General features: G+C 62.0%; 22 protein-coding genes. 19 read left to right on the top strand and 3 right to left on the bottom strand.

Annotation, left to right across the window (positions count from 1 at the left end):
* The first annotated feature begins 13 nt into the window (after window positions 1–13).
* The 12 genes from mtnA (at window position 14) to P3T24_RS24685 (ending at window position 12,954) form a co-directional block, all read left to right on the top strand.
* Window positions 14–1,093 (top strand): S-methyl-5-thioribose-1-phosphate isomerase, encoded by a 1,080-nt coding sequence (gene mtnA, locus P3T24_RS24740; RefSeq protein WP_429438699.1) that lies wholly within the window; start codon window positions 14–16, stop codon window positions 1,091–1,093.
* The gene (locus P3T24_RS24735; protein WP_429288544.1) at window positions 1,090–1,746 is read left to right on the top strand and encodes a class II aldolase/adducin family protein; all 657 of its coding nucleotides are present in this window, start codon (window positions 1,090–1,092) and stop codon (window positions 1,744–1,746) included. The genes mtnA and P3T24_RS24735 overlap by 4 nt, the downstream gene beginning before the upstream one ends.
* A 77-nt stretch (window positions 1,747–1,823) precedes the next feature.
* Window positions 1,824–2,927, top strand: coding sequence for a sugar ABC transporter substrate-binding protein (locus tag P3T24_RS24730; protein ID WP_074267966.1), 1,104 nt, complete (start codon window positions 1,824–1,826; stop codon window positions 2,925–2,927).
* 66 nt (window positions 2,928–2,993) lie between these two features.
* Entirely contained in the window at window positions 2,994–4,547 is a 1,554-nt protein-coding gene (locus P3T24_RS24725) for a sugar ABC transporter ATP-binding protein (protein ID WP_429438696.1), read from the top strand.
* Window positions 4,544–5,545, top strand: a complete 1,002-nt coding sequence (locus tag P3T24_RS24720; RefSeq protein WP_074267967.1) for an ABC transporter permease — start codon at window positions 4,544–4,546, stop codon at window positions 5,543–5,545. The genes P3T24_RS24725 and P3T24_RS24720 overlap by 4 nt, the downstream gene beginning before the upstream one ends.
* Before the next feature lie 19 nt (window positions 5,546–5,564).
* The gene (locus P3T24_RS24715; RefSeq protein ID WP_429438693.1) at window positions 5,565–6,575 is read left to right on the top strand and encodes a dihydroxyacetone kinase subunit DhaK; all 1,011 of its coding nucleotides are present in this window, start codon (window positions 5,565–5,567) and stop codon (window positions 6,573–6,575) included.
* Window positions 6,576–6,590: 15 nt separating this feature from the next.
* Window positions 6,591–7,217, top strand: a complete 627-nt coding sequence (locus P3T24_RS24710; RefSeq protein ID WP_429438690.1) for a DAK2 domain-containing protein — start codon at window positions 6,591–6,593, stop codon at window positions 7,215–7,217.
* 203 nt (window positions 7,218–7,420) lie between these two features.
* The gene (locus P3T24_RS24705; protein ID WP_429288675.1) at window positions 7,421–8,437 is read left to right on the top strand and encodes an ABC transporter substrate-binding protein; all 1,017 of its coding nucleotides are present in this window, start codon (window positions 7,421–7,423) and stop codon (window positions 8,435–8,437) included.
* 64 nt (window positions 8,438–8,501) lie between these two features.
* Window positions 8,502–10,013: a sugar ABC transporter ATP-binding protein gene (locus P3T24_RS24700; RefSeq protein ID WP_429438687.1), complete on the top strand. Its 1,512-nt coding sequence runs from the start codon at window positions 8,502–8,504 to the stop codon at window positions 10,011–10,013.
* Window positions 10,010–10,975 (top strand): ABC transporter permease, encoded by a 966-nt coding sequence (locus tag P3T24_RS24695; RefSeq protein WP_074267971.1) that lies wholly within the window; start codon window positions 10,010–10,012, stop codon window positions 10,973–10,975. Before P3T24_RS24700 ends, P3T24_RS24695 begins: the two co-directional genes overlap by 4 nt.
* A gap of 74 nt (window positions 10,976–11,049) precedes the next feature.
* Entirely contained in the window at window positions 11,050–11,970 is a 921-nt protein-coding gene (locus P3T24_RS24690; protein WP_429438846.1) for an ABC transporter permease, read from the top strand.
* 78 nt (window positions 11,971–12,048) lie between these two features.
* Window positions 12,049–12,954, top strand: a complete 906-nt coding sequence (locus P3T24_RS24685) for an SMP-30/gluconolactonase/LRE family protein (protein ID WP_429288549.1) — start codon at window positions 12,049–12,051, stop codon at window positions 12,952–12,954.
* Here P3T24_RS24685 and P3T24_RS24680 read toward each other — a convergent pair.
* On the bottom strand, window positions 12,924–13,901 hold the full coding sequence (locus P3T24_RS24680) for a LysR family transcriptional regulator (protein WP_429409864.1): 978 nt from the start codon (window positions 13,899–13,901) through the stop codon (window positions 12,924–12,926). The genes P3T24_RS24685 and P3T24_RS24680 overlap by 31 nt on opposite strands.
* A gap of 128 nt (window positions 13,902–14,029) precedes the next feature.
* Between P3T24_RS24680 and P3T24_RS24675 the strand changes: the two genes are divergently transcribed.
* Together P3T24_RS24675 and tehA are read left to right on the top strand one after the other, a co-directional pair.
* Window positions 14,030–15,607 (top strand): UxaA family hydrolase, encoded by a 1,578-nt coding sequence (locus P3T24_RS24675; protein ID WP_429438683.1) that lies wholly within the window; start codon window positions 14,030–14,032, stop codon window positions 15,605–15,607.
* A 165-nt stretch (window positions 15,608–15,772) separates the two neighbouring features.
* The gene (gene tehA, locus P3T24_RS24670; protein WP_429409860.1) at window positions 15,773–16,744 is read left to right on the top strand and encodes a dicarboxylate transporter/tellurite-resistance protein TehA; all 972 of its coding nucleotides are present in this window, start codon (window positions 15,773–15,775) and stop codon (window positions 16,742–16,744) included.
* A 5-nt stretch (window positions 16,745–16,749) separates the two neighbouring features.
* Here the strand turns inward: tehA and P3T24_RS24665 are convergent, their stop codons facing one another.
* Window positions 16,750–18,144: a dihydrolipoyl dehydrogenase gene (locus P3T24_RS24665; protein WP_429438680.1), complete on the bottom strand. Its 1,395-nt coding sequence runs from the start codon at window positions 18,142–18,144 to the stop codon at window positions 16,750–16,752.
* Between the two features lie 157 nt (window positions 18,145–18,301).
* Here P3T24_RS24665 and P3T24_RS24660 point away from each other — a divergent pair, with 157 nt between their 5' ends.
* Together P3T24_RS24660 and P3T24_RS24655 are read left to right on the top strand one after the other, a co-directional pair.
* Window positions 18,302–19,270 carry an AraC family transcriptional regulator gene (locus P3T24_RS24660; RefSeq protein ID WP_074267977.1) on the top strand — a complete coding sequence of 323 codons (969 nt, stop codon included), beginning with the start codon at window positions 18,302–18,304 and terminating at the stop codon, window positions 19,268–19,270.
* A gap of 55 nt (window positions 19,271–19,325) precedes the next feature.
* Window positions 19,326–20,300 carry a 2-dehydropantoate 2-reductase gene (locus P3T24_RS24655; protein WP_429438676.1) on the top strand — a complete coding sequence of 325 codons (975 nt, stop codon included), beginning with the start codon at window positions 19,326–19,328 and terminating at the stop codon, window positions 20,298–20,300.
* Window positions 20,301–20,349: 49 nt separating this feature from the next.
* On the opposite strand, the gene P3T24_RS24650 is transcribed toward P3T24_RS24655, so the two are convergent.
* Window positions 20,350–20,556, bottom strand: coding sequence for a hypothetical protein (locus tag P3T24_RS24650; RefSeq protein ID WP_429438673.1), 207 nt, complete (start codon window positions 20,554–20,556; stop codon window positions 20,350–20,352).
* A 131-nt stretch (window positions 20,557–20,687) separates the two neighbouring features.
* On the opposite strand from P3T24_RS24650, the gene P3T24_RS24645 reads away from it, so the two are divergent.
* From P3T24_RS24645 to P3T24_RS24635, 3 genes are all read left to right on the top strand, one after another.
* Window positions 20,688–20,981 carry an SDR family NAD(P)-dependent oxidoreductase gene (locus P3T24_RS24645; RefSeq protein WP_429438670.1) on the top strand — a complete coding sequence of 98 codons (294 nt, stop codon included), beginning with the start codon at window positions 20,688–20,690 and terminating at the stop codon, window positions 20,979–20,981.
* 86 nt (window positions 20,982–21,067) lie between these two features.
* Complete coding sequence (locus tag P3T24_RS24640) at window positions 21,068–22,468, top strand: MFS transporter (RefSeq protein ID WP_429438668.1); 1,401 nt, start codon at window positions 21,068–21,070, stop codon at window positions 22,466–22,468.
* A 74-nt stretch (window positions 22,469–22,542) separates the two neighbouring features.
* Window positions 22,543–23,343 (top strand): N-acyl homoserine lactonase family protein, encoded by an 801-nt coding sequence (locus tag P3T24_RS24635; RefSeq protein ID WP_074267982.1) that lies wholly within the window; start codon window positions 22,543–22,545, stop codon window positions 23,341–23,343.
* Window positions 23,344–23,349: the final 6 nt, after the last annotated feature.

The raw sequence follows: 23,349 nt of genomic DNA, 5'->3' as shown, positions 1-23,349 counted from the left end.
CTACGGAGCACGCATGGTTTCCACGCCGTCCATTTCTAACCTTCCCGCGACCATCGCATGGGAAAACGACGGCTTGTCGATCCTCGATCAAACGCGTTTGCCGCATGAAACCGTCGTTGAAAAACTGACGACAGCCGAGGAAGTCTGGCGCGCCATTCACGAACTGCGGGTGCGCGGTGCGCCGGCTATTGGCGTCGCTGCAGCGTACGGATTGTGCGTGGCGATGCGCACGAGCCTGCATCTGCCAATAGCCGAGTTCCGCGCGCATCTGGCGAAGCAGGCGGCGTATCTCGACAGCGCGCGGCCCACGGCGGTCAATCTTAGCTGGAGCCTCAGGCGCATGCTTCAGGCGGCGCAGGCGTCGCCTGCGAGCGAAACGGCGTCGCTGCTACGCGTATTGATCGATGAAGCCGTCGCAATCCACGACGAAGACCGCGCGCTGTGCAAAGGCATCGGCGAACACGGCTTGCCGCTGATCACCGAAGGTTGCGGGGTGTTGACCCACTGCAATGCGGGGGCGCTCGCCACGACTGGCCTGGGCACGGCAACCGCTCCGATCTACATGGCGCACGCCGCAGGTACGAAATTCCGCGTCTACGCCGACGAGACCCGCCCACTGTTGCAAGGCGCGCGCCTCACCGCCTATGAGTTGCAGCAGGCCGGTGTAGATGTGACGCTGATCACCGACAGCATGGCGGCCTCGCTCATGGCGCGAGGACTCGTTGACGTGGTGATCGTCGGGACGGATCGTGTTGCGGCTAACGGCGATTTCGCCAACAAGATCGGCACGCTGGCGCTGGCAATCGTCTCGCGGCATTTCGACATCCCGTTCTACGTGGCCTGTCCGTCCTCCACGCTGGACCTGCACACGGCAACGGGCGACGCCATCGTGATTGAACAACGCCGTGACGATGAAGTCACGCACCTCTATGGTCAGCGTATCGCACCAGCCAATATGAAGGTTAGCAATCCCGCATTCGATGTGACGCCGCACGAGCTGGTGACCGGCTTTATCACGGAGCGCGGCATCGTGAAGGCGCCCTTTGCGCGAAACCTTGCAACGCTGTTCGCCATGGAAGGAGACGCGGCATGAGCGAAAACGCTTTGCGTGAACAGATCGTCGTTACCGTGCGCGAAATGGAGCGCCTGGGCATCAACCAGGGGACCTCCGGCAATGTGAGCGCGCGCTGGCTCGACGGCTTTCTGATCACGCCAAGCGGTGTTCCGGCCGCGCAGTTGCGGGCAAGCGGGATTGTCTGGTTGCCGATGGACATCAAGGAACCGTCGCCGGTGCTCGATCAGGCCAGACCCTCGTCGGAGTGGCGCTTTCATCGAGACATATTGCACTCGCGACCGGACGCGCATGCGATCGTCCACACGCATTCGGCAGCGGCCACCGCGATTGCCATTCACGGCCGCGATATTCCCGCTCATCACTACATGGTCGCAGCGGCTGGCGGCAACTCCATTCGCTGCGCACCGTATGCGACCTTCGGTAGCCAGGCGCTCTCCGATCATGCCGTCGCCGCCCTGCAAGGACGCAGCGCCTGTCTGCTTGCGCATCATGGCGTGATCGCGCTGGGCCCCGATCTTGCGCGTGCGTTGTGGCTCGCGCATGAGGTCGAAGTGCTGGCGAAGCAGTACCTGCTGGCTTGCCAGCTTGGTACGCCGCCCGTGCTACCCGACGAAGAGATGCAGATCGTCGTAGAGAAGTTCAGAAGTTATGGTCCGAAGAGAACGCAGTAGAACTGATCGTTGCATCGCACGCTACATCTGCAACGCGTAGCAAAACCGCCTTAATAACGTGAAAAACGGAGACAGACATGGCTTGGAATTCAGGAAGATTCGATGCATGGGGCAAGCTCGGCGCCACGGCGGGAACGGTGGTCCTGTGTGCGGCTACGGTGCTGGCAGGCTGTTCGAAGAGCGAATCGCCGTCGTCTTCGGGCACGGCGGCGAGCGACGCGGGCGCAAGCGCACCGGCAGTGGCAAGTGCGGCACCCGCAGCGGGTGGCAAGACGAAGATCGGTTTCTCGGTGTCCACGCTCAACAACGCGTTCTTCGTCGGCCTGAAGCTGGGCGTGGAGAAGGGCTCCAAAGATCAGGGCTTCGACCTCGTACAGACCAACGCGAACGGCGACGCACAGCAGCAGGTCAATGACGCGATCAACCTCCTGAGCCAGGGCGTGAATGCGCTCGTGCTGAACCCGATCGACTCGAAGGCAATCATTCCGGCCGTAGAAAAAGCCAATAGCATGGGTATTCCCGTGTTCATGCTCGATCGCGGCTCGGACGGCGGCAAGGTGACCTCGTTCGTGGCGTCGGATAACGTGGCCCTCGGCGCGACAGGCGCGAAGTGGATCGCGGATCAACTGAAGGCGCGTTACGGCTCGCCGAAGGGCAATGTAGTCGACCTGATCGGCCTTGTCGGCACGACTGCCGCAACGGATCGCGAGAAAGGCTTCTCCGACGAGATGGCGAAGTATCCGGACATCAAGATCGTGGCACGCCAGGAAGGCGCGTTTGACCAGGAGAAGTCGCTTAATGCCATGACGGACATTCTGCAGAAATTCCCGCAGATCGACGCCGTGTTCGGTGCTAACGACGACAACACGGTAGGTGCGGAAAAGGCGATCGACAACGCGAACCGCTACAAGCCGCTCGGCGACAAGGATCACATCATGGTGATCGGCGCGGACGGCACGGCGCAGGCCTTGTCGGCGATTCGCGCAGGCAAGCAGGACGCCACGATCTCGCAGAACCCGATCGAAATGGCGGCCAAGGCGCTGAGCTTCATCACGGACTACGAAGCGAAGAAGGACGTGCCGGCGAACTACGCGTGGCCGACGCTGCTGATCGACAAGTCGAATATCGACTCCGATGAAACCAAGAAGTACGGCCTCTGGTCGCTGCAGGTCAGCCAGTAATCTGTAAATGCGAACATGCGCGCCCGCATTGCGGGCCGCATGCTTCAAGCCAGACGAGAATCGAACATGAGTGCCGAAACGAATGTGCCGGAGGTGGCAGGCGGCGGGCTCGCCGCCACGCCGGGCGGTCATGCGCCGCTGTTGCGCATGGAAGGCATCGTCAAGAGCTTTCCGGGCGTGAAGGCCTTGCGCGGCGTGAGCTTGACGCTGGAAGCCGGTCACGTGATGGCGATTGTCGGCGAGAACGGCGCGGGCAAGTCGTCGCTGATCAAGACGTTGTCGGGTGCGTACGAGCCTGATGAGGGAAGCATCGCGATCAACGGCGTGCCGCTTGGGCGCGGGACGCACGCTGCTATCGACGCGGGTGTTGCGGTGATTTACCAGGAGCTGTCGCTGGTCAACGACATGACCGTGGCGGAAAACCTGTTCCTCGGGCGCATGCCGTCGCAAGGCGGCTTCGTGAAGCGCCGCGAAGCGAATGACGATGCGCGCAAGGCGCTTGCGCAAGTCGGGCTCGAGAGCGTGTCGCCGTCAATGCGCCTTGGCGATCTGCCGCTCAACAAGCGGCAACTCGTGGAAGTCGCGAAAGCAGTCGCGCGCGAGGCGCGCATCCTTGTGATGGATGAGCCTACCGCCGCATTGCAACGTGGCGATATCGCGAATCTCTATGCCGTTGTGCGCCGTCTGCGTGCAGCGGGGATGGGCATCATTTTTATTTCGCACCACCTGGAAGAAGTGTTCGAACTGGCGGACTCGGCGGTCGTCATGCGTGACGGCGTCACCGTCAGTTCGCGTCCGATGTCGCAATGGACCGAGCAGGAGCTTGTCCAGGAGATGGTCGCGCGCAACCTCGAATCGTTCTATCCGTGGGAGCCGCGCGAATATGGCCCGGTTGTGCTGGAGGTGCGCGATCTGGCGAGCCCGCCCATCGTGCGGCACGCCTCGCTCAGTGTGCGAGCGGGCGAGATCCTCGGCATTGCGGGCATCGCAGGGGCAGGGCGCACCGAATTGCTGAAGGCGATCTTTGGCGCGTTGCCGGTGACGCAAGGCGAAATCGTCGTGCGCGGCCAGAAGGTCAACATCAAATCGCCTAGCGACGGCGTGCAACACGGCCTTGTCTACACCGCTGAGGATCGCAAACTCGAAGGCCTCGTGCTGGAAGCGAGCATCGAAGAGAACGTTGCTCTATCGAGCCTGAAGGCGCTTGCCACAGGCGGTTTCGTCAGCAACGCCCGCAAGCGCGCACTCGCGCAGGAGGCAAGCACGCGCTTCGGCGTGCGCGCGCCGTCGGTCATGCAGATCACTGGCAACCTCTCGGGCGGCAATCAGCAGAAGGTCATTCTCGGGCGTGCGACCGCCACGAATCCGGCCGTCATCATGCTCGACGAGCCCACGCGCGGTATCGACGTGGGCGCGAAATCGGAGATCTATGCGCACATGGTTTCCATGGCGCGGTCGGGCGCGGCGGTAATCATGGTCAGCTCTGAACTGCCGGAGCTGCTCGGCATGTCGGACCGTGTGCTGGTGATGTACCGGGGCAGCATCGTCACGGAAATTGCTCGCGACAAGGCGGATTCGGAAACGGTGATTCAATGGGCTACGACAGGAGTAGGGGCATGACGTCCACGACAACCAAACAGGCGGATTCGGAGGCGTTCTCGCAGCGCCTCATCCGGCAACTGCGCAGCGGCATCGGGCCGCTCTTCGCGGCGCTCGTGCTGATCTGTGTGGTGCTCTCGATCGCATCGCCGGAATTCCTGACCACCAGCACGCTGACCAACGTCATGGTGCAGGTCTCGGTGGTCGGCATTGCGGCAGTCGGCGCTACTTTCGTGATCATCACGTCGGGCATCGACCTCTCGGTCGGGTCGCTCGTGGCGCTGAGCGGCATGGTGGCTGCGACCGTCATGGCTGGATCGGCGGCGGGGAACGTCGGGCTCGGGATCGGCGGACTCGGGGTGGCGCTGGCGGTCGGTGCGATCGTGGGTGCGCTGAATGGCTTCTCGGTGTCGTGGTTCAGGCTCGTGCCATTCATCGTCACGCTGGCGATGATGGCAATGGCGCGCGGCCTCACGCTTGCCATCTCCGATGGCCGCACGAAGTTCGATTTTCCCAATTCGTTCACCGCGTTCGGCGCGAAGAGCGTAGCAGGCCTTCCAGCGCCGATGCTCGTGATGCTAGTGGTGTTTATCGTCGGTCACGTGCTGCTGCGCAAGACCACGTTTGGACATCAGGTGTTCGCGGTCGGCGGTAACAAGGAAGCCGCTCGGCTCGCGGGCATTCCGGTAGGCCGCGTGATTTTTCTCACGTACACGCTCGCAGGCGTGACAGCGGCCATCGCGGGCATCGTGCTCGCAGGGCGGTTGAATTCGGCCTTGCCGTCGGCGGCGAACGGACTCGAATTGCAGGTGATCGCCGGCGTGGTGATCGGCGGTACGTCGCTTGCGGGCGGCCGCGGCTCGATCGTGGGCACGTTCATTGGCGTGGTACTGATCGGCGTGATCAACGTCGGACTGTCGCTGCTCGGCGTCAATCCATTCTGGACACAATTCATTCAGGGCGGCGTTATCTTCGCTGCCGTCATGCTCGACGCGCTCAGTCAGCGCCGCAAGAACTAACCTCATTCAGGAGACACGCATGAGAAAGATCATCAACCAGCCCGATCAGTTCGTCGATGAAATCATCGAGTCGCTGTTGATCGCACATCCGGGCTGGATCAAGGCAGCAACGGCCGACCGCCGCGCGCTCGTGCGCGCGGATGCGCCGAAGCAGGGCCGCGTGGGCATCGTGACAGGCGGCGGATCGGGACACATGCCGGGCTTTCTCGGCTATGTGGGCGAGGGGCTGTGCAGCGGTGTGGCGGTGGGCAACGTGTTTTCATCGCCGTCATCCGAGCAGATTTATGAAGCGACCAAAGCAGTGAACGGCGGCGCCGGCGTGCTCTATGTGTACGGCAATTATGGCGGTGACGTCTTTAACTTCGATCTGGCAGCAGATCTTGCGGAGCCGGATGGCATCGATGTGAAGACCGTATTGCTGACCGACGACGTGGCGTCCGCGCCCAGCGAACGTAGCGCTGACCGGCGCGGTGTGGCGGGCATGGTATTCGTCTTCAAGTGTGCGGGCGCAGCGGCGGAGCGCGGCGATTCGCTAGAGGAAGTGGCGCGCATCGCGGCGAAGGCGAACAACCAGTGCCGCACGATGGGCGTGGGTTTGTCGCCGACCATTCTGCCCGCGGCCGGCAAGCCGACCTTCACGCTGCCCGAAGGCGAGATGGAGATTGGCATTGGCATCCACGGCGAGCCGGGCACGCATCGCGGCAAGCTGGAAACGGCGGATGAAATCGCTACGCGGCTTACCAGAGAAATTTTGCGCGATCTCGCGGCGCCCAAGGGTTCGCGTGTAGCGGTGCTGATCAACGGGCTTGGCGCCACGCCGCTCGAAGAGTTGTATCTGCTCTATCGACGTTCGGCCGCGCTCATCGCAGAGCAGGGTTTGACGATTGCACGCTCGTATGTGGGCGAGTATGTGACGAGCCTGGAAATGGCCGGTGCTTCGATCACGATCATGCTGGTCGACGACGAGCTTGAAGCGCTGCTCGCCGCGCCTGCGCGATCACCTTTCTTTCATGACTGGTCGCAAAGCTGAAAAGAGGGGAACGTCATGAGTCTTTCCTGTATTGAGCTGCGCGACTTGCTCACGCGTACGCTTACTGTTTTACCCACTCACGCCGAAGAGTTGCGGGAGCTTGATGCCGCGCTTGGCGACGGTGATCTCGGCATCACCGTGCAATCCGGATCAGCCGCGGTCGTCAAGGCGATTGGCGCGTTGCCCGAAACAGCATCGGTATCCGAACTTTTGCTTGCTTCGGGAAAGGCATTTTCGACAGCGAACCCGTCGACGTTCGCGGCGCTGATCGGCGGCGGCCTGCTCGCTGCATCGAAGGCGGTGACAGGCAAGGACGCGATCGATAAAGCCGATGCACTCGCGATCGGGCGTGCGGTGGCAGCCCGGATTATCGAACGCGGCAAAAGCCAGGTGGGCGACAAGACCGTACTCGACGCGCTCGTGCCTAGCCTCGATACGCTCGAAGCCACATCCGGCTCCGCCGATGCCGTGCTCGACGCGATGATTGCGAAGTCGCAGGAGCAGGTAACGGCGACGGCAAGCCAGCAATCGAAGAAGGGGCGCGCCGCATGGGTGCAGGAGCGCAGCATCGGGCATGCCGACCCAGGCGCGACAGCGTATCTGCGCTTTCTCGAAGCGCTGCGCTCGGCGCTGCGGGCATAGAACAATGAGCGGTTTCGATAAGGGTTTACGTTGTCGGATCGATAACCAGCAGGAATCGGTTGCGCGGAATACGCAATTGGATAACGTCTTCCCTCGTACTAGACTTGGCGGGAGCGGACGGTGCCCGCGGCTACCGCTCGTCCCAAGTGCCTCAGATCTGCTTCTTTACAATTCCAAAACGGAGACATCACGTGAGATCGAAAGTGGCCTGCGGCATTCTTGCCGCCGTGGTTTGCGTCAGCGTTACCAATACAGCCAGTGCACAGGCAGCGAGCGGCGATACCTCGTCGCTGAAAATCGCGCTCTCGAACAACTACGCGGGCAACAGTTGGCGTCAGGCGATGCTCAAGAGCTGGTCGAATGTCGCCGATGCCGCCGTCAAGCAGAAGGTGGTCGCCGCCGCGCCGACGTTCACGACCGCGGAGAATCAGGCCACGGAGCAGGTGCAGCAAATGCAGAACCTGATCCTGCAGGGCTTCAAAGGCATTGCGGTGGATGCCGTGTCGCCCACCGCGCTCAATGGCGTCATCAAGCAGGCCTGCGGCGCAGGGGTGACGGTGGTGTCGTTCGATGGCATCGCCTCTGAGCCCTGCGCTTATCGCATCACGGTCGATTTTCGCAAACTCGGTTCGATGCAGGTCGACTATATGGCGAAACGCCTGAACGGCACCGGCAATCTGCTCGAGATCCGCGGTCTTGCCGGCGTTTCCGTGGATGACGAAATCCATCAGGGTATCGTCGACGAGCTGAAGAAGTACCCCGGGCTGAAGATCGTGGGCTCCGTGCATGGCGATTGGACCCAGACGGTTGCGCAAAAGCAGGTAGCCGGTATCTTGCCGACGCTGCCCAAAATCGACGGTGTCGTGGACCAGGGTGGCGACGGCTTTGGCACGGCGAAGGCGTTCGCCGAGGCTAACCGTCCGACGCCGATCATCATTCTTGGCAATCGCCAGGAAGAGCTGGCGTGGTGGGCCGAGCAACGCAAGAAGGGCAGCTACGAGACGCTGTCGGTCACCATCCCGCCGGGTTGCTCGACGTTTGCTTTCTGGATCACCCAGCAATTGCTGGCGGGTAAAAAGCTGCCGCACGATATCCAGATGCCGCTGCTTGAGGTGAAAGCGGACGAGCTCGACTCGGTGCTCGCCAAAACGCCGCCGGGCCAGCTTGCCAACAAGGAATTCACGCGCGACGAGGTGCTCAAGGTCGTCGACTCGAAGTAAGGCAACAGGCCAGCGGCGATGCGTGAGGTCGCCGCTGTCCGTCGTCGGCACAACGAAGGGATCTATGACGGTTTCATTCGGTGAATCATCGGGTTCGCCCGGCATCGCATCTGACGAGGTACTGATCGGTCTTGCCGGTATCGGCAAGACGTTCGGCCAGGTCAAGGCGCTGAGCGGCATTGACTTTGCGTTCCGGAACGGCGAATGCGTCGGCGTCGCCGGTCATAACGGCGCGGGCAAGTCCACGCTGATGGCGGTGCTCGCAGGCGTGTACGCGCCGGATCACGGCACGCTCTCGGTGGCGGGCCAGCCGGTCAGCCACTACGACGCTAACGTGGCGCGCGAAGCAGGGGTGCGTTGCGTGTTCCAGGAGCTCTCCCTGTGCGCGAACCTGTCGATCGCGGAGAACATGTGCATCCTGCATCCGCCACTCAAAGGACGCGGCTGGCGCAAGAAAGCAACCGCATTGATGGTGGAACAGCTTGACGCGATTTTTCCGGGGCATGGTCTGAAGGGACATGAACTGGTCGCGGACCTGACGCTGACACAACGTCAGATGGTCGAGATCGCTCGAGCTTTTACGGAGGTGGTTGCGCCGGTGAAGCTGGTCATTCTCGATGAGCCGACGTCCAGCCTCGATGCGCATACCGCCGGACAGCTGCTGGTTTTTATCCGTGAGGCGGCGAGCCGTGGCATCACCTGTATTCTGATTAGCCACATGCTTGGCGAGATCGAACGCGTCGCGGACCGCGTGCTGGTGATGCGCGACGGCATGGCGGCCGCGGTGTTGCCGCGCGATGCGTTGACTCAGGATGCGATTGTGCGTGCGATGGGGCAGCACGTCGATGTCGGGCGTCAAACTCAAAAGGCCGGTCGCGCGCAGGGCAATGTCAATGCCGCTGATTTCACGTGGCAGGTTGGGCCCACTGCAGTGAAGCGCTCGACGATCAACGCGGCACGCGGCGAGATTGTCTGCTTTGCGGGCCTCGCGGGGCAGGGCCAAACCGAAGCGTTGCTCGCCATCTATCGCGACTCCACCCGCCGTGGTGCAGCGACGCGCGTGGCGTTTGTGGCCGGCGATCGTGCTGACGACGGTGTATTCCCACTCTGGTCGATCAGCGAGAACCTAGCGATCCGCTCTCTGTATGGTGCGTCGAACGGTCTGCGCAAGCGCGGGCTGGTCGATGCCGACGGCGTACGCAAGCTGGTGCAGGACTGGCGCGCGAAGATCGGCATTCGCGGCGCCGCGACCCGTGCAGGCATCCTGTCGCTCTCGGGCGGCAACCAGCAGAAGGTGCTGTTCGCACGCGCGCTGGCCTCCGACGCGGACCTGATCCTGATGGACGATCCGACTCGCGGCGTCGACATCGGCACCAAGCGCGACATCTACGAACTCGTACGCGGCGAGGCGTCGAACGGACGCACATTTATCTGGTACACCACGGAGAACGACGAACTCGCATACTGCGATCGCGCCTATGTGTTTCGTTCTGGCCGCGTCACGCGCGTGCTGCACGCGGACGAATGCACCGAAGAGGTACTCCTCGCAGCCAGCTTCGAGGAGCAAGCCGCATGACGCCTTCCGTCGCGACAGGGCTCAATGTCCGCAACGTCCGAAATGCACGGCTAAGGGCGCTGCTGCCGGTGTTTTCGCTGGTGGTGATTCTGGTGCCTATCTTCATCCTGCAGCCGGCGACGTTCAGTTACTTCGGCTTGGGACTGCTGCTCAATCTTGCCGTGCCGATCGTCTTTGCGACGCTCGCGCAACTGGCCGTCATTACCGTGAACGATCTTGATCTGTCGATCGGCGCGTTCGTCAGCCTGACCGCGTGCATTGGCGCGACCTTGTGCGTGCGCGAACCGTGGCTAGGCATCGTAGCGCTGATTGGTTGCGTGCTGGCGTATGCGGCGATCGGCGCGTTGATCGAATTCCGCCAGATTCCATCGATTGTGGTCACGCTCGGCCTGTCGTTCGTGTGGACGGGACTCGCGGTGTTACTGTTGCCTTCGCCCGGTGGCAGCAGCCCCCAATGGCTTGGCAGCCTGATGACGTATCAAACGCCGCTGATTGCCGCGCCGATAGTATGGTCGGTCGTGATCGCGCTGGTGGGGCATCTGTTATTGATGCGTTCGTCGGCAGGCGTGCGGGTGAGGGGTGCTGGCGGCAATCCTCGGGCGATGAGCCGGTTTGGCTGGTCGATGGTCAAGAGCCGCGCCATCCTGTACGGCGTCGCTGGTTTCTTCGGGGTGTGCTCCGGCCTGTCATTGCTCGGCCTGACGACTTCCGCTGACCCGAACCTCGCACTGCGCTACACGCTGCTGTCGATCGCTTCGGTGATACTTGGCGGCGGCGAGTTTGTCGGCGGACGGGTCTCCGTTTGGGGAGCCGTGCTGGGCGCTATCACGCTCACCGTGGCCGCATCGTTTCTCGCCTTCCTCAACATCTCGCCGGACTGGCAGGTGGGCATGCAAGGCGTGATCCTGATTGCGGTGCTGTCGCTGCGCGTCTTGCTGCAACGAAGCGGGGGGCGCAGATGAACCCGCAGTCCGAACTTCAATCCACGGCAAGCTCCAGCGCCGACGCGCAACCGACGCTCGCTGCGCGGCTCAGAATGCTGCGCGCGCCGTGGGTCTGGTCCTTCGTCGGAACGATCGGCGTAGGCATCCTCATCGCGGTCGTGTTTGGGATTTCCATTGCCGGCAACGTCGTGTTGACGGCGCTGGTGTTTGGCGTCTTCATGGTGCTGGTCGGTCTGGGGCAGATGCTCGTCATCACGTCCGGGCCGGGCAATATCGACCTGTCGGTGCCATCCGTCATTGCGCTCGCGGGCATGATCGGCGTTCATGTGATGGGCGCGTATGGCATTCTCGCCGGCTTCGTTGCTGCACTCGCTGCCGGCATCGTCGTCGGTCTCGCGAACTATCTGCTGATTCGTGTGCTTCGTATCCCGCCGATCATTGCGACGTTGTCGTCGAGTTTCATTATCCAGTCGGTGGCGATCACGCAAAGCAGCGGCATGAATGCGCCGCCTGTCGCGCTCGAGACATTTGCCAATGGTCACCTGCTCGGTGTGCCGCATCTCGCGTTGATCGCACTGGCGTTGTCGGTTGTGATTGCGGTCCTGCTGCATCTGACGGTATTCGGCCGCGGTCTTTCCGCGGTCGGGCAGAATCCGCGAGCGGCGTGGCTGGCGGGCGTGGGTGTCGAGGCGACGCGCTGCAAGGTATACATGCTGTCCGGTGGCATTGCGGCGCTCACAGGTGTACTGCTCGCCGCCGTGTCGGGTGGCGCGACGCTGGATATGGGCGTCGAATATATGCTGATCTCCATTGCGGTGGTGGTGATCGGCGGCACCCAGGTCACCGGTGGCCGCGCGACGGTCATCGGCGTGTGGGGCGCCTCGATGTTCCTGTTTCTCACCAATGCCGTGCTCAACGCGTTGGGCGCGGGTGCAGGCGTGCGCTCGATTGCGTACGGCGTGCTGATTATTGTCGTCGTGGTGGCGGCAGGCGGGCGCTCGGCGCGCTACTAGCAACGCAAGGCCAAACGCAACGGTCCGAGCCTCGGTTAGCCCGGGCTTAATCTCAAGTGCAATGGGAAGACAAAGACAATGGAACCTAAAGACTTTGAAGTTCACGATGCACGTTTTCGCGCCTTACTGCAACCGAACGCACAGCTCGAAAAGCTATACGGCGGCTGTCTGTGGGCCGAGGGCCCGGCATATTTTCCCGCGGGCGATTACCTCGTCTGGAGCGACATCCCTAACAGCCGCATGCTGCGCTGGGCGCCCGGCATGGGTGTGGGCACGTTTCGCGCGAATTCGAATTTCTCCAATGGCAATACGCGTGACCGCGAAGGGCGGCTTGTCACTTGCGAACACGGCGCGCGCCGTGTGACGCGTACCGAGCACGACGGCAGCATCACCGTGCTCGCTTCCGCCTATCAGGGCAAGCGGCTGAATTCGCCCAACGACGTAATCGTCAAATCCGATGGCTCGGTATGGTTCACGGACCCCGACTACGGCATCCTTAGCGATTACGAAGGTGGTCGTGCCGACAGCGAGATTGGCCGCTGCAACGTGTATCGCGTGACGCCCGGAAGCGGGGAAGTCACGCTGGTGTCGGACGAATTCGTCAAGCCTAACGGGCTTGCCTTTTCACCGGACGAGAGCCGCATCTACATCGCGGATTCAGCGGCCTCGCATATCGAAGGAGCACCGCATCACATCCGCGTTCTCGATGTGGCGGGCGGCAAGCTGAGCAACGGGCGTGTGTTCGTCGAGATCGAGCAGGGCGTTCCCGACGGCATGCGAGTGGACGAGTACGGCAACCTCTGGACCAGTGCGCTCGACGGCGTGCATTGCTACGCGCCGGACGGCACGCTGCTCGGCAAGATCCTGTTGCCGGAAGTGGTGGCTAACCTGACCTTCGGCGGCCTGCATCGCAATCGTCTGTTTATTGCCGCGAATACTTCGCTGTACTCGCTTTATGTCGCTGTGCGTGGCACAGCGACATGATCGCCGAGCCGCTCGGCGGTGGTGCGCAGGATTGCCATGAACTCCTGAGCGGGCTGCGACGGAATTTCGTTCTTGCGGGTGATGACGCCATAGTTCGTCATGGTGCGCCGGATAGGCACGACGAGCTGGCCGAGCAGTCCGCTCTGGATATACTTCGCGACGGCGGCACGCGGCTGCAGCGAAATCATGTCTGTGGCCTGCAGCAGTTCGAGCGTCGAGAAGATCGATGGCGTTTCGACCATGCCGACGGGCGCTTGCATCCCGGCGGCGGCGAACGTCTCGTCGAACAGATGGCGGATCGCCGTGGCCGGCGGATAGAGAATCCACGGCCATGCGCCGAGATCGGCGATCTCGACAGACGCCTGTTTGAGCAGCGGATGATGCCGTCCAACGACGACCCACACCGGCTCCGCGGACAGGTCTTCGAAGTTGAAGAGGGTCTCCTGGCGCGCTTCGGTCAGACGGCCGATCATCAGGTCGAGTTTTTTCTCTTCGAGCCAGATCGCCAACTGATCGCTGCTCTGGTCGATCAGCCTGACGATGAGCCGCGGCCGTTGCTGCTGGATTTCCTTGATCGCCGCGGCGACGACCTGCGCGGTTGATGCGGTAATGGCGCCAATCGCGAGGTGGCCATAGCCGCCGCTCTTCATGGTGTGGAACTCGCTGGCGAACTTGCCCAGATCGGCCACGGCGGCACTCGCGTAACGCAAAGACAGCACACCGAGATCGGTGGGCCGCATTTCCCGCGGTAAACGCTCGAACAATTGCGCGCCGAACATGGACTCGATGTCGCCCAGTATCTTCGTTGCGGCGGGTTGGGTCATATGCATTTGCTCGGCCGCGATACGCAGATTGTGGGTGCGTCCGAGAATATCGAGCAGCTGGAGATGCTTGAAACGTAGTCGGCTCAGCACACTCGGGGGAGGCACAGCGGGCGATCTGGACATAGGGTAAGCACCAATTAGCTCATAACCATTTGGAATCGATTGTACTCAAGGTGCGATTGGAAGTTTGGCAGGGGCAGGCTTAGAGTGGCCTGTTCCCCTCGTGGCTTTAAAGAACTGGAGAAATCACCATGACGTTCGAGGCTGAAAATACCGCGGCCGGATCCGCCGGCAATGTGTCCGCAGGTGCGGAGCCGGTGGTGCGCCTGCATCCGCAGGACGACGTGGTGATCGCGCGGTACCAGTTGGTCACGGGCGCGCAGATTGGCGGCGGTCTTGCAGTGCGCGGCCTGATCCCCGCGGGCCACAAGGTGGCTGTACGTGCAATTGAAACGGGTGCCCCGGTGCGGCGCTATGGGCAGATCATCGGTTTTGCGAGTCGTCCGATCGAAGCGGGTGAGCACGTCCATATGCAGAATCTGTCGATGGGACAATTCGATCGCGACTACGCCTATGGCGCCGACGCGAAGCCGCTGGAACCGCAGACTAAAACCGCGCGCTTCATGGGGATCGTGCGCGCCGACGGACGTGTCGCGACTCGCAACTACATTGGCATTCTGACCTCGGTGAACTGCTCGGCGACCGCAGCGCGCGCGATAGCCGACCATTTCCGGCGCGATATCCATCCCGAAGCCCTTGCGGCATTTCCAAACGTGGATGGCGTCGTTGCCTTGACGCATGGCCAGGGTTGCGCGGTCGATGCCGAAGGCGAGGCGCTTGGCCTGATTCGCCGCACGCTCGGCGGCTACGCGCGGCATCCGAACTTCGCCGCGGTGCTGATTGTGGGCCTGGGTTGCGAGACCAACCAGATCGAAGGTCTCATGCGTAGCGAAAGCCTGACGCCAGGCGCCGCGCTCAAGACGATGACGATCCAGGCCACCGGTGGCACCGCGCGCACGGTGGCCGCGGGAATCGAAACCGTCAAGGCGATGCTTGTCGAAGCGAATCAGGTGCAGCGCGAACCGGTCGATGCCAGCCATCTCGTGATCGGCCTGCAATGCGGCGGCTCCGATGGTTATTCAGGCATCACGGCGAACCCCGCGCTTGGCGCTGCGGTTGACCGTCTGGTTGCGCATGGCGGGACCGCGATTCTCTCCGAAACGCCGGAGGTATACGGTGCAGAGCATTTGCTGACGCGCCGTGCGGTCTCGGTGGAAGTGGGCGAGAAACTGGTCGAACGCATCCATTGGTGGGAAGACTACTGCGCGCGGATGAATGCCGACCTCAACAACAATCCGTCGGCGGGCAACAAGGCAGGAGGCCTGACGACTATTCTGGAGAAGTCGTTGGGTGCGGTAGCGAAGGGCGGGACGACTAACCTTGTGGACGTGTATCGCTACGCCGAGCCCGTCAGCGCACATGGCCTCGTCTTCATGGACACACCCGGCTACGATCCGGTTTCGGCGACGGGGCAGGTCGCAGGCGGTGCCAACCTGATCTGCTTTACTACAGGACGTGGTTCCGCATACGGCTGCGCGCCTTCGCCGTCGTTGAAGCTGGGCACGAACACCGCGTTGTGGAAGCGGCAGGAAGAAGACATCGACCTGAATTGCGGCACGATCCTCGACGGGGAGAAGAGCGTCGACGAATTGGGGCAGGCAATCTTCGAACTGATGCTGGCCACCGCTTCCGGCACGATGTCCAAGAGCGAGGTCCACGGCTACGGACAGAACGAGTTCGTGCCGTGGCAGATCGGGGCGATTACCTGAGGGCACCTAACGACGCTCCTGCACGAACCGCTTGCTGCCGCCGTTCGCTGGCCAAGGTGTGCTGCGACTAACTTCTGGTTGCGTGCCGAACAGTGACGCCTATAGTGTTGATACGTCTGGACGGGCAAGCCCGGCCCCGGCCGACATCAGCCCTCGGAGGAAGTCATGTCCACTGTTTCGGTGTCTCCGCAAGTGCGTCACTTTTCCGTTCCGGCCTCTTCGTTCGGAATCGTCCTGGGAATGGCAGGGTTGAGCAATTGCTGGCGTTTTGCCCATGTGGTCTGGGGCGTGGACGCGAGGATTGGCGAAGCACTTTTTACACTGACCGCAGTGGTATGGCTTGTTCTACTGGTTGGCTATGTAACCAAGTGGATGCGCGACCACGACGACGCGATGACGGAGTTCGAACACCCCATACATTGCTGTTTCATCGGGCTTGTGCCGGTTTCGACGGTCCTGGTCGGAGCGTGGGTGGCCACCTGGAGCGATAGCGCGGGGTCCGTGTTGGTGATATTGGGCGCGGCGGGCCAGCTTGGGTTTTCTACGTACCGCTCCGGCGCGCTATTGCGCGGCGGCCGCAGGCACGAAGACACGACAGCCGTCATGTATCTGCCCACCGTGGCGGGCAATTTCGTGTCCTCCATCGCGCTGAGTTCGATTGGATATGCAGACGCGGCCAAGCTGTTTTTCGGCGCCGGTCTTTTCTCGTGGCTTGCACTCGAGTCGGTGATTACCAACCGGCTTTATACGTCCGAGCCGTTGGCGCACGCGATTCGTCCCACCTTGGGCATCCAGCTTGCGCCGCCCGCCGTGGCTTCGATCGCGTACCTTGCAATTTCCCACAACAGCATCGACATGGTGTTTCTGGGCCTGTTTGGCTACGCGGTCCTGCAGTTGCTGCTGCTATCGCGCCTGTTGCACTGGTTCGTGGAGACGGGATTTTCGCCCTCGTACTGGGCCTTCAGCTTCGGGGCGACCGCGCTGGTGCTCGCCAGCATGCACGCCGCTAGCGTGCATGCTCACCCGGCGGTCGACGTCCTTGCATTGCCGCTGTTTGTGCTGCTTAACGTCGCGATTCTGGCGCTCTTCGTCGCTACGTTACGACTGCTGTTGCTAGGGAAGCTGTTTATGAAGTGACGCGTTCAAGGCAACTGTAGCGCGGTCACAGCGTGCCGCAGTGCCGTGCGCAAACCTTCTTCAACCACCGGATGATAGAAGGGCATCTCAAGCATTGCATCCACTGTCAGCTTCATTTGCAGTGCCCAGGCGAGCAGGTGGGCAATATGTTCGGCATCCGGACCGATCCACTCCGCGCCCAGAAACCGCCGGCTCGCCTTGTCCACATACACATGCATCAAGCCGCGATTCTTCAACATCACGCGACTGCGTCCCTGGTCTTCAAAGCTGACTTCGCCGGTTGCGAACGTGCCTGGCTCCAGATCGGCGTGTCGCGCGCCGACCATCGCAATGCCCGGGTTCGAAAACAGCACGGCGATCGGCGCACGGCGCTTCAACGGTGCGACGTCCGGGAAGCGGGCAGCGTTTGTCCCCGCGGCGCGGCCTTCGTCCGCGGCTTCGTGCAATAGCGGCAGGACGCCATTTGCGTCGCCGGCAATGAACACAGGGTGCGCCCCTGCCTGCAGCGTAAGCGGATCGTAGATAGGAGCACCGTCCTTATCGAGCGTAAGAGAAGTGTTATGCAGTGCAAGCCTTTCGAAATTCGGCTTGCGGCCAGCCGTAACCAGCACATATTCAAACGTGTCCTCGACGACCTCTCCAGCGCCGGTCCGAAAGCGGATCTGCACCGCGTCACCCATCCGCGTTGCCGCTTCTACTTCCGCCTGGGCTTCGAAACGGAACGAGTTCTGGAAGGTCCGTTCGGCATACGCCTTGATAGCTGGATCCGTAAGCGGGCCAACGCGTCCGCGCGCGCCGATCACTGTCACGTCTACGCCGAGGTGGGCAAGCGCCTGTCCCAGTTCGAGCCCAATGACGCCTGCGCCGATCACCGCGATCTTGCGCGGCAGGTCCGACCATTCGAACACGTCGTCATTGACGATGACGCGCTCGCCAAGCGCCAGGTACTTCGCCGGGACAACCGGCGACGAACCGGTTGCGATCACCACGCTGCGCGCCCTTACACGCGTGTGGTCGCCAACCTGCAGCAGGCCGTCGTCGATAAAGCGGGCATACCCAGTCAACTTGTCGGCAGCCGGAATCGCGTCGACGCTATCGAGCACAAAACCCACCAGACGATCGCGCTCGCTTTTCACCCGTTGCATGACCTCGCGGCCGTCGACCCGAACGGTTCCGTCGACGTGCACGCCAAACGGCGCCGTGTGCTGCGCGGCATGCGCTGCCTCTGCGGCGGCGATCAGCAGTTTCGATGGCATGCAGCCGACACGTGCACACGTCGTACCGTGCGGTCCGCCTTCAATGAGAATCGCGGACGCGCCGGCTGCTTTCGCGGCGCGATACGCCGGCAAACCCGCGCTGCCGGCACCAATAATGGCTACATCGGTCTGGACTGTGTTCATGAATTCCTCGAAACCATGATGCGATGAAGGGAGAAGCACCGCAGGCTCATCGAGACATGCTCGGGTAGAATCTGCTGCTTGATTACCTGTAACTCTAGGCGCGTACCCCCTCGGCGCTAATCCTCAACCGACTCAAGAATCTGCTCAAGCGGCTCATATGGATCTGCTCAGTCGAGTCCTCGCCCTTATCCCCGTCAGCGGCCGTCTGGACGTGCGCTGTCATTTCGGTGCGCCGTGGGCGATTGCACAGGGCAGCGCCGCCGTGCGCGAGATTCCGTACCACGTGCTGCTTTCGGGTGAGGCGGTGCTGGAGCATGGGAGCGGTCCTGCCGAGCAGCTGATTGCAGGCGACATCGTCCTGTTTCCGACCGGCGGCGCGCATCGGATCCACGATGGCAGCGGACGTCCACCGGCGCCGCCAGTCGAACGGCAAGACGTCTCGTTGCTGATCGCAGAGAACGAAGGCTCGGGCGCGCGTGCGGACATCCTGTGTGGCCGGTTTTTGATTGGTGCCGTGCCCGACCGGCTGCTGCGCGAGCATTTACCCGGACGCCTCGTGGTACACAGCGCTGAAAGCGCTGGCGGCACCGCGAACGGCAGTAGCGAAGCCACAGGAACGCCAGCGAGCACGCGGCTTACACGGTTGATCGAGCTGATGCGTGAGGAGTCGGTCGACGAAGGGCCGGGCAGCGAGGCTCTCATCAACCATCTTTCGGCCGCCCTGTTCGCCTTGACGTTGCGCTTTGCAAGCGGCGGCTCGCAACCGCCGCATGGCTTGCTCTCTCTCGCGGCACGGCCGCGCCTGCAACCCGCGGTCACGGCCATGTTCGAAACGCCGGACAAGCCATGGACGCTCGACCAGCTTGCTTCGTTGTGCAATATGTCGCGAGCGACGTTTGTACGACAGTTCCAGGATGTGATCGGCCGCTCCGCGACCGACATGCTGACCGATATCCGGATGACGCTCGCCGGGCACAAACTGCTTGAGTCGAACGTGGGTGTCGCCGAGATCGGAGAGATGGTGGGGTATCAGTCGAACGCTGCATTCCAGCGTGTTTTCAAGCGTCTGATAGGCGTGACGCCGTCACGTTACCGGACTTTGGGCGGCAAGGTCGAAGCGGCATAGAATGACCAGACCGCCAGGCTTTGATCGGGTTGAAACCCGCTACAAGGATTCAAGCATGAAGATCTGTATTTACGGTGCCGGCGCCATTGGCGGTTGGATGGGAGCGAGGCTTGCACAGGCGGGGCATAACGTCAGCGTGATCGCGCGAGGCGCAACACTGTCCGCGCTCAGGGAAAACGGCCTGCAACTCGTGGAGGGTGGCAAGACGACGGCATCGACAGTCGCGGCCAGCGAGCACGCTGCGGACCTTGGTCCTCAGGATATCGTGATCGTCGCGGTGAAGGCGCCGGCGATGGCTGCGGTTGCTGCCGGCATCGCGCCGTTGCTGACCGAAAACACCACGGTCATCACGGCAATGAACGGCATTCCGTGGTGGTTCTGCGATGGTCTCGGTTCGGGCTTTGCGGGTAAGCGATTGACATCGGTGGATCCGGAGGGCGCCATAGCAGCAGCGATTCCCAGCGCGCAGACGGTCGGCTGCGTGGTGCACGCAAGTTGCCTGCAGGACGCGCCGGGTGTGATCCGGCATCACCAGGGCAACGGCCTCATCCTCGGCGAGGCATCCGGACAGCCGAGCGAGCGGGTCGCGAAACTCGTGGAGACGTTCGCGGCAGCCGGCTTTAACGCCTCGGCGTCAGACCAGATTCAGCGGGACGTCTGGTACAAGCTGTGGGGCAACATGACAATGAACCCGATCAGCGCGATAACAGGCGCCACCACCGACAAGATTCTGGGCGACGACCTGGTACGCGGCTTCGTTACGCACGCAATGCTGGAGGCAAAGGAGATCGGTGCGCGATTCGGTATCACCATCGATCAACAGCCGAGCGATCGGCATGCAGTAACGTTGAAACTGGGCGCGATGAAAACATCCATGCTGCAGGACGTTCTGGCTCGCAAGACGGTTGAGATCGATGCTTTGGTGGGCGCGGTGCGAGAGCTGGGGCAGATCACGGATGTGCCGACACCGTTTATCGATGCGTTGCTGGGTCTCGCGCGCCTGCATGCGCGCACCTTGGGTCTCTATTGATAGTCAGGTTTACGGTGGCCCGGGTTTCAGTTTTGGCCATTGCCTTCCTTCACTCCGGCACGCGCTGCAACAGGGCCTTTTCAAAGTCCAGGGCCTCCTGAACGAGCCACGTTTCGAAGGCAAGCAATTGCGGCGACGCCGAGCTAACCTGCGAGCAGGCGAGATAATACGCACCCGGCGTCGGCACCCGAAGTTCGAACGGTGCCACCAGCCGTCCGCTGCACAGATCATCCTCTATCAGCGCTTGCACCGCCATGACGATCCCTGGATTGTCGATGGCTCCCTTTCTGCTGCTCTCCGTTTTCGCTCTGGTGCTCGATACGACGGTGTCGTTGTTCGAAGATCACTTCATACGCAGGCAACCGTCCGCCGGGTCGTGTCGCTATCGTGACAGGCGGCGCGCAGGGCATTGGGCTGACGGTCGGCCACCGGCTTCTCGCTTCTGGGGCGAAGCTGGTTGTGTGGGACATCAACGAGGCGACCCTGGAGCAGGCGAGCGCCGACGTGAACGCCGTTGGCAAGGGCGCGGTGCATACGGAGAAAGTCGACATTGCCGACTACGACAGCGTGGCCGCCGCGAAGGCGGGCACGCTTGAGAGGATCAGCATTCATGAAGTATTTTCGCATTGTCAGCCAACACGAATATTCGTCTTCTTGACGGATTGTATGACAGGCGTATAGACTGACTTATCAGCTTTACGTTTGCCGTCTTATCCGGGGTGCCGGGCGGCTCGTGGGCAAAGACCGATAGAGACGGAGACGCCATCATGCCGGGCTATGCAAGCGTAGGAGCACGTCTGGACGGCCTGCCGCTGTCCGGCTTCCACTGGCGGCTGCTCGGTCTGATCGCAGCCGGCATGTACTTCGATTCGTTCGACATTTACATCGCAGGCAGCGTGCTTGCCGCGATGATCCATAGCGGCGAATCCACGCTCGGCCTCAACGCCGCCTTCGTGTCCGTTACGTTCATCGGCATGATGACCGGAGCATGGCTCTCAGGTGTCCTTGGCGACCGCTTCGGGCGTCGCTTCTGCTATCAGTTCAACCTCGGCATCTATGGCTTTGCTTCGATTGCGGCTGCGTTTGCGCCGTCGATGCCATGGCTCATTGCCTTCCGCCTCATCATGGGGATTGGGATGGGGGCGGAAATCGTGGTGGGCTACGGCACGCTCAGCGAGTTCATTCCGGCCGTCTGGCGCGGCCGTTTCGGCACCATCCTCAACCTCATCATCAACACATCGCTGTTTCTTTCGACGTTTCTCGGCTGGCTCATCGTTCCCCACTACGGCTGGCGCTGGATGTTCGCGATCGCCGGCTGCGGGGCACTGGTGGTGTGGTTCCTGCGCAAGTCGATGCCGGAGTCGCCGCGTTGGCTCGAAGCGCGCGGCCGCGCCGAGGAAGCCTCAGGCATCGTGACGCGTATTGAAGCTGCCTGTGGCGTGGATGCCGCCACCTCCCATGCAAACGAAGCGGCTCCACGCCGCATCGATCAGGAAGATCACGGCCAGCTCCGCGAACTGTTTTCCCGGCAACTGCTGGGCCGCACCATTACCGGCATTACGGTGCTGGTGGCGCTTTTCACGGTCAATTACGCATTCGTCAGCTGGATACCGACGTTCCTCGTCAAGCAGGGGCATAGCGTGTCCAATTCGCTGGGGCTGACGGCCGTCATGTTCGCGGGAGGGCCGGTCGGTTCGCTGATCGCGTTCCTGCTCGCCGAGCGGACGGGGCGAAAATGGGGAATCGTGCTGTTTTCGCTGATCTGCGCGGCGTTTGGCGTCGCCTATCCATTCGCGCAGTCCGCCGTTGCGATTGCTTCGCTTGGCTTTGCGATTACGTGCTGCGTTTACGTGCTGTCGTCTTTCAGTGTGGCGACGTATGTCCCCGAACTGTTTCCGACCCGCTTGCGGCTGCGCGGGGCGGGGCTGTCGAATACCGTCGGGCGTGCCGTTAGCATCGCGATTCCTTACGCAGTCGCAGCATCGTTCATGAGGTTCGGCATCGCCGGCGTGCTGACGCTGATTGTCGGAACGCTGCTTGCTCAGGCGTTGATCGTTGGCCTGATCGGTGCGGAAACAAAACGGCGCTCGCTCGAAGCCATCGAAGAGGAAGCGGGCATTGCATCGCCTGACGCAATAGAGAGCGGCGCAGCCGGAGCAATCAGATGAAACCGGACGCCGCAGAGTCAAGGGCGCGTTGAAACGCCAAGTTGCAAATCATCCATCACGAGGACACCCGAGACATGTCATCGCAGATCGAGAATTACCGGATTTTTGCAGTCAAGTACGCACATTTCGAGCGCCGCTCAGGCGACAACTTTATCGGCGGCGATTCCCATGACGTCCCGATGCCGCTCGATTACTTCGTGTGGGCCGTGGTCGGCAATACGCGCACGTTTATCGTCGACACCGGGTTCGATCAACCCATGGCCGACAAACGTGGCCGCACGATTACCAACTCCGTTGAGCGCGGTTTGCAGAAAATCGGCATCGCCGCTGCGTCCGTAGAAGACGTGATCATCACCCACATGCACTACGATCATGCGGGCAATCACGCGCTGTTTCCGCATGCGCGATATCACGTACAGGACCGCGAGATGGCCTATTGCACGGGCCGTTGCATGTGCCATCACGCTCTCAGCCACCCGTTCGAACCGGAAGATGTGAAGTCGATGGTCGGCCGTCTGTTCGATGGACGCGTGCGGTTTCATGACGGCGCATCGGAGGTGGCACCGGGCATCACCGTGCATTGGGTCGGCGGCCATACGAACGGTCTACAGATCGTGCGCGTCCATACTGAGCGCGGATGGGTCGTGCTGGCGTCGGATGCATCGCACTTCTACGCGAACATGCAGGAGCATCGGCCGTTCCCGATTGTGTATAACGTCGGCGACATGCTGGAAGGCTATGAAACCGCCCATCGTCTTGCCGCGTCGCCGAATCATGTGATTCCCGGTCACGATCCGGATGTGCTTGCGCGTTACCCGGCACATGATCGCGAGACGGAAGGCTGGATTGTGCGTCTCGATGCCGCGCCGCGCTGAGGAACA

This window comes from Paraburkholderia sp. GAS33, from assembly GCF_050436645.1.
Lineage (GTDB): Bacteria > Pseudomonadota > Gammaproteobacteria > Burkholderiales > Burkholderiaceae > Paraburkholderia > Paraburkholderia phenazinium_B.
The sequence above is the reverse complement of the archived record's forward strand: the minus strand, read 5'-3'. Positions and strand labels throughout refer to the sequence as shown.